This is a genomic window from bacterium (genome assembly GCA_040755795.1).
Taxonomy (GTDB): Bacteria; UBA9089; CG2-30-40-21; order CG2-30-40-21; family SBAY01; genus JBFLXS01.
Map to the genome: position 1 here is coordinate 1 of JBFLXS010000245.1, position 5970 is coordinate 5970.

5 protein-coding genes are annotated in these 5970 nt (G+C 35.1%); 1 reads left to right on the forward strand and 4 read right to left on the reverse strand.

From position 1 onward, the window contains the following. The first annotated feature begins 185 nt into the window (after positions 1-185). On the forward strand, positions 186-401 hold the full coding sequence (locus AB1414_13820) for a hypothetical protein (protein MEW6608499.1): 216 nt from the start codon (positions 186-188) through the stop codon (positions 399-401). A gap of 74 nt (positions 402-475) precedes the next feature. On the opposite strand, the gene AB1414_13825 is transcribed toward AB1414_13820, so the two are convergent. From AB1414_13825 to AB1414_13840, 4 genes are all read right to left on the reverse strand, one after another. Then, on the reverse strand, positions 476-1567 hold the full coding sequence (locus tag AB1414_13825) for a 3-dehydroquinate synthase II (GenBank protein ID MEW6608500.1): 1092 nt from the start codon (positions 1565-1567) through the stop codon (positions 476-478). Positions 1568-1741: 174 nt separating this feature from the next. After that, positions 1742-4276, reverse strand: a complete 2535-nt coding sequence (locus AB1414_13830; protein MEW6608501.1) for an ATP-binding protein — start codon at positions 4274-4276, stop codon at positions 1742-1744. Further along, positions 4273-4851 (reverse strand): isoprenylcysteine carboxylmethyltransferase family protein, encoded by a 579-nt coding sequence (locus AB1414_13835; GenBank protein MEW6608502.1) that lies wholly within the window; start codon positions 4849-4851, stop codon positions 4273-4275. The genes AB1414_13830 and AB1414_13835 overlap by 4 nt, the downstream gene beginning before the upstream one ends. Beyond that, on the reverse strand, positions 4848-5285 hold the full coding sequence (locus AB1414_13840; protein MEW6608503.1) for an SRPBCC family protein: 438 nt from the start codon (positions 5283-5285) through the stop codon (positions 4848-4850). Before AB1414_13840 ends, AB1414_13835 begins: the two co-directional genes overlap by 4 nt. Positions 5286-5970 lie beyond the last annotated feature (685 nt).

Here is a 5970-nt window from a genome sequence, read left to right on the forward strand (position 1 = left end):
AATTGGGGAAAGGGGAAAAAGAATTTCATGTATAACTAACTATATTTCTTATACTTAGAGAAAAATACTTCTTTTTCCTTTTCCCCCCTTTTCCGTTTCCCCTTATTTACACAAGAGATTGAAATACGAAGATAGGGAAGATTGGGCTGATTAAGTGATTTAGGATTTGAGTAATTGTTTAGGTAGTGTCCATTAAGGAAAAAGGGAAAAAGAGAGAAAAATGGAAAATAAAGAATAAGTTATGTAATTATTCAGCCACAGATGGATACGGATTAACACGGATAAATACAGAGGTCAGAAGACAGATGAGAAAGGGGAAAACGGAGAAAGGGAGAAACGGAGAAGGAGAGGAGACACGAAGCACTATACCTGAATTTGCCTTCAACCTTGAGCCTAATTAGGGATACGAATACCGGACACGATTCACGAATTTTCAGTATTTCATCCGTGTCCATCTGTGGCTGAACAGTTACACTTATTTTTCAATTATAGTTTCATCTATTTTCATCCCAAAATGTCTTCCAGCATCTTCCTGGTAGGCTAATATTTCACTTCCTTCTTGTAGAGAAACAATGGAGATAGGATTTCCATCTGGTGTGCAAAGTCTGATAGTTTCTGCATTTTGGAGGATTAAAGAAACTATTTTTGAATTGATCTTTCCTTCTAACAACATCAATGGTCTTTTTTCTATCTTTATTCTACCAACAATGGCTGATTGAGTTTGTCCTGTTGAATTAACAATTAATACTTCATCACCTGTTTTTAACTCGGATAAATATTTAGTTTTACCTCCGGGGAGAAGTGTATAGGCATGGACTGCGCCGGCATTAACACGGAAAGGTCTGGGTTCGACATAAGGATTTTCAACACTCTCTGAATGGACTAAAAACATTGCACCTGAAGAATTCCCGGCTAACATCCCTTCTCCTTGCTTCATATTGGTACAGGTATCAATACAAACCCTGTCTCCCATTCCCAGGGGTTCTATTTTGGTAATCTTTGCAATGGCAATCTCTAATTTCTCTTGAGTATTTTTGATTAGTTGTGCACATCTTTTTATCTCATTCAAATCGGTTGTCTCAAGCAAAACACCAGCAACTCCTTTTTCTAATATTTGAATAGCGATTTTTGTCTCTTTTTCATTATGAACATAGGCTATTAATCCGGCAGGATTTTGAGCAATTAAATTCTCTAATGGGATAATTGTCCAATCGTTTGTTTTAATAATAAGTGTTTTGGATTTTGACAACTTAGCGGCGGTTTCTTCATCCTGTTTATTATTGATTTCAAACTCAACGACATCTTCATTTAGTTTCAAATCACCATTTTTAGAGATAGTTTTAATTTTGCCTAATTCTTTTACCTTTTCCTCAAATCCTTCTTCAACCCAAATAGCATCTACGCCACTTTCTAATGCAGTTGTCACAACCGCTTTATTAAACGGAATAGATTTTAGCCAGATAGTTTTCATTTTAGATTCTCCTGAAAATAGGAAGTAGAAAGTAGAGGGTAGAGAGTAGAAAGTAAAGAGAACATCACTCCTCACGCTTATCTCTCTATCTCCCACCTTCTATCTCCTACCACTATTTTCATCTTCCTTTGTGTCCACCTTGTGGACATAGCCGTTTCTCCTGTTGTCCTCTGCCTTCTGTCCTCTGCCCTCTGTATTTATCCGTGCTAATCCGTGTTAATCAGTAACTGAATAGTTACGAGTAAAGTTTATCACTAATCATTGATTATGTCAACAAAATTCTGCGACCTTCTCCATCAAATTTTTAAAATCAAAAGGCTTAAAAAGGTGTGTGGTTGCTCCTGCTTTGTAAATCGTGGGTAAATTTTCCTCCTCTGCCAGCGGAACTAACATAATCAGTGGAATATCTTCTGTTTCTTTATGCTCTCTCAAGATATGGGCAATATTATAACCATTTATCTTCGGAAGTTTAAGGCTGACTATGACTAAATCAGGTTTTTCTTTATCTAACATTTTTAATGCCTCTAAACCATCCTGGACAATATCTATTTTATAACCACTGGTTTTTAAATATAACTCGGCGAGTTTTAAATTATCATATTCCTCATCTGCCATTAAAATTTTTGTTTCTGATGGTATTTTCCCCTTTAATTTTATTTTCGGTAGTTCTTCTTCTGGTATTTCTTCTCTGGGTATGGTAAATATAAACTTACTACCAATATCTTCTTGTGATTCTACTTTGATACTGCCACCAGAATCTTCCAATACCTCTTTGACGATGGATAATCCCAGTCCTGTGCCTTCATATTTCCTGGTATCAGACATATCCACCTGATAAAACCGTTCAAATATCTTATTGAGATTTTCGGGTTTAATCCCAATCCCCGTATCTTCTACACAACCTTGCAAATAATTATCCTTATCTTCAAATCTGATGGTTATTTTCCCCATAGCGGGTGTAAATTTTATTGCATTATCGACCAATTTACTAAAAATTTCCTTTGCTATCTCCGGGTCATACCACACTACAGGGATATTGGGGGCTACTTCTGTCTGAATAGAGATTTGTTTTTCCCTGGCAGATGGGGTAAAAATCAAGACAGTTTCCTCGATTATCTTTTTAAAGTCAACAGGCTGTTTTTTTAATTCATATTTTTTCCCTCGTTCGATTTTAGACAGGTCTAATATATCACCGATTAGTTCATTCAGGTGTCTGCATTTGTCCAGCATAATTTTAACAGATTTTTCTTGCTCTGTTGTGATTTCACCGAGGGCTTTATGAGAGAACAAACTCGCATAACCCATAATTACTGTTAGTGGAGTGCGTAATTCATGGGAAACAATATTCAAAAAGGTGGATTTAGATTCATTGGCTATTTTTAGGTCCTGGGTTAAATTTTGTAGTTTTATAGTCTCTTTTTGAAGGTCAGTATATAGTTTTGTATTTTCTAAGGCAACCGCAACCTCATTACATAAGGTGGTAAGGAAGATTATTTCATCCTGATTATATGATGTCTGACTTAATTTCGGCCCTAAATTTAATATCCCAATTAAGTTTTCTTTAAAAATAATTGGGATAGAAACAATTGCTTTAAATCTTTCAATAGCCTGGGTTACTACTGCCCTCATCCCATTAAATTCAGGATTCTCCCTTACCTCTTCCTGTAATAATTCCCTCTTTTCATTCTTAAACCACGCCACGATAGGCTCATCCTGTTGTATAATAATAGATTTATCGTTTTCACCGAGTCCAAATTCTGGTTTATAGACCCTTTCAGATTCCTCTAAAAGTAATAACTGGACAAAGGCAGGGTGAAGGGTATGGTTAATTGTATTAAGTATTGATGACATCAAGGTATCGCGGCTAATAATTGTAGATATTTCCCCGGTTACTTTTTTTAAGAGTTGTTGCAGGTCATGTCTTTCCCGATAAAACATCTTATCTACAATTAGCTGGATTTTTTCTCTTACGGGTTGAAATATAAGGATGATAATAATTATCGTCAGTATTCGAGCAGAGAGTGTCTCAAAGTGCAAAAGCACTTCAAAGGTAAATATGGCTAATAACCAGATAGCGGTAACTAATGCCGTTAGTAATGAATAGATAAGTCCTTTCTGAATGATAATGGTAATGTCCATTAATCGATATTTAACAATACTATATGTAACCATTAGGGCATAAATGGTAAGCCCCAGATGAGCCAGAGGATATATCTTTATTCCCATAACTAAAAGGATATTAGATAGACTACTTAATATTACCACTACCATACCAGAAAAGATGTATTTTAGACGATTCTTTTCTAAAAATGAGTCTGTTTTTCTATATTTTTTGTATAGGAGTAAAATTGCATAAGACATAAAGGAGAGAAATATCAGGTTGAAAAGAGGTCCTGATGGTCCGGTAATAGGTTGGTAAGTCCCAAAGGTAATAGTTACATCCGAAACTACCGCCAACAGAGGTATTTTATCAATAATGTTAAAAAATAGACCTAAGAGGTAGGCGAGAAAACATATCTTTCTATTTAGATTAGTCTGGTCATCTGTAATGGCTAAGACAAAATTAAGAAAGCTTGAAAAGCTAAACAAAAGCCCAAGATGGAGAATAGTTACACCCAACATTGCTGTTTCTTTATCTTTAGCAACGGTCATAATCAACATCCCACTACCCCAGACAGCAAGGCAGGTTTCAAATAAGGCAAATGACTTATTTTTCTCAGATTGAACATTTTTAGTAAAAACAAATAGAGCTAAAAATAGATTGATGAAGCTAACCAAACCTAATGTAATTGGATAAAAAGTCATTTTGAAATCCTCTTTTTAAAAGGTAAAAATGCCGACACTTCCTTTTTGTAATCAATATATTCTTGACCAAATTTTTCAGTCAATGCTTTTTCTTCTAAGTGAATTCTGAAAAGCATATATGGGAGAAAGATAAATAAGGTGGCAAGAAATGAATAGTAAGAATTGGGAATAAGGGTAATGCCAACAACCTCAATGATAGCAGATAGTGCCAGGGGATGTCTTATGTATTTATAAGGTCCTTCCTTAATTAATTTATGCCCTTCTACAATTTTAATATCCGGACTTAAATATTTACCCAGGGTTTGTGCGGCACAATCGCGTAATGGAATCACACTGACATACATTAAAAAACCAATCCCACTAATCATTAAATTAACCTTCTGAATATGGAGATAAAAATATTCGACCAGCGCACCGGCCCAGATTAAAAGGTAAAGAAGAAGTAAGATACTATAACTTATCGGCACATAAACCTTACCTGGTCCTGGTTCTTCAGAATATGATTTGGTTATTCTCCTCAACCGATATACAGTTGATATAATGAGGAAGGCAACATAGATAAAGGTAAAATTCATTTTAAATCACCTCTTTCTAATTCTTTTTTCATACTCACTAATACTTCATTAGCAAGTTTTTTAATACATAAATTATAAATCAACTCTTCTATTCTATATATTTTTATATCAATATCATGGATTATCGTTAGTTTAGTTGCATTTCCTATTTCTTCAAATTTCCATTCTGTCTGCAAACCTTTTAAAGGTCCTTTAATCTGTTCATACTTGATTGATTTATTTTCCGTAATTAGCCCGGTAGATATATAGGTAATTGGCACAAATCCAAAGATTTTAATTTTTGCCTCAAGCACCATTTTATTGTTTTCTTTACTTATAATTTTCACCTGCTTATATTCCGGGATAAAACTTGAGAGTCTTTCAATATCTTTAGCGACTTTAAAGGCTGCAATTATATTCTGATTAATTAAGATTGAATCTTCTTTATGAATCATTTTTCCTTACCTCACTAAATATAGTAGTCAGTAGACAGTAGTTAGTAGTCAGAATTATATCTGCCTGCTATTTTCTGTTTCTCTTAATCCCTCGCCGTAACCGTTCAGGGCTATACATTAGAAGTGTAAACAAGGAGAAATGGGGAAAAGGGAGAATTGGAGAAATGGCTCAAACTTTTTCTTGCTCCACCCTTCGGACATCAATCCTGGAGTCTGCGAAATTTACCAGTAACCCTATTTCTTTATCCACTGCTCTAAAGTATGATCTAACCTGCACTTAACTCTTCTTTTCTCCACTTCTCCATCTTCTTCCTTTCTTCTTATTTTTATCCTACCTGAACCCTTACCCCTCGTCAGCAGGGGACAACCGTTTTTGACATTTGTCCTCTATCTTCTGTTATCTGCTATTTATTCGTGCTAATCCGTGTCAATCAGTGGTTGAATAGTTGTAACCGTTCACCGCAGAGACACAGAGACGCAGAGAAAAAATTAAAAACTATTTACCAGACACAGAATTCCATCACGGATTTTCATCAGTGCAAGCTTTTGAGGACCGATATATCATGATTGATTAACAAATTTGGTTTTGATGTCCTATGTAGGACAATGATTGCATCAATAATCTTTTCTGTTATCTGATTTATTTCCATGTCTTCTCTGTTCCTCTGCGTCTCTGCGGTGAATT